The organism is Streptomyces sp. NRRL B-1347 (assembly GCF_000720325.1).
Taxonomy (GTDB): Bacteria; Actinomycetota; Actinomycetes; order Streptomycetales; family Streptomycetaceae; genus Streptomyces.
Genome location: NZ_JOJM01000281.1, coordinates 1 through 422, shown reverse-complemented (window position 1 = coordinate 422; position 422 = coordinate 1). Strand labels below are relative to the sequence as shown.

Below are 422 nucleotides of genomic sequence, written 5' to 3'. Positions count from 1 at the left end.
CGCCGGTGCGTCAGACCCATGACGGCGACGCCAGCAACGCTGCAAGGCCGTCACCACACGCACCCGACCCGCTCAGCAGTCCCCGAGGAGTCCCCATGTCCACCACCGCCGCCGTCGTCACCGTGCTCACCGCCGCCTGGGTCGGCTTCTCCGGCCTCTCGCTCCTGCGCAAGGCCGCCTTCGTCACCGAGCCGCTCACCCAATACGGCGTCCCGCAGTCCTGGTGGACCCTCCTCGGCCTCGCCAAGGCCGCCGGAGCAATCGGCCTCCTCATCGGCCTCGCGGTACCCGCCATCGGCGCGGCCGCCGCGATCGGCCTGATCCTGTACTTCGGCGGCGCCGTCATCACCGTCCTGCGAGCCCGCTCCTACAAGACCGTCGCCTTCCCCGTCCTCTACCTGGCACCGGTCGTCGCCACCCTC

1 protein-coding gene is annotated in these 422 nt (G+C 71.6%); it reads left to right on the top strand.

From position 1 onward, the window contains the following. Positions 1-95: 95 nt before the first annotated feature. On the top strand, positions 96-422 hold a 327-nt coding region (locus tag IG74_RS0144995; protein ID WP_030689737.1), incomplete at its 3' end, for a DoxX family protein.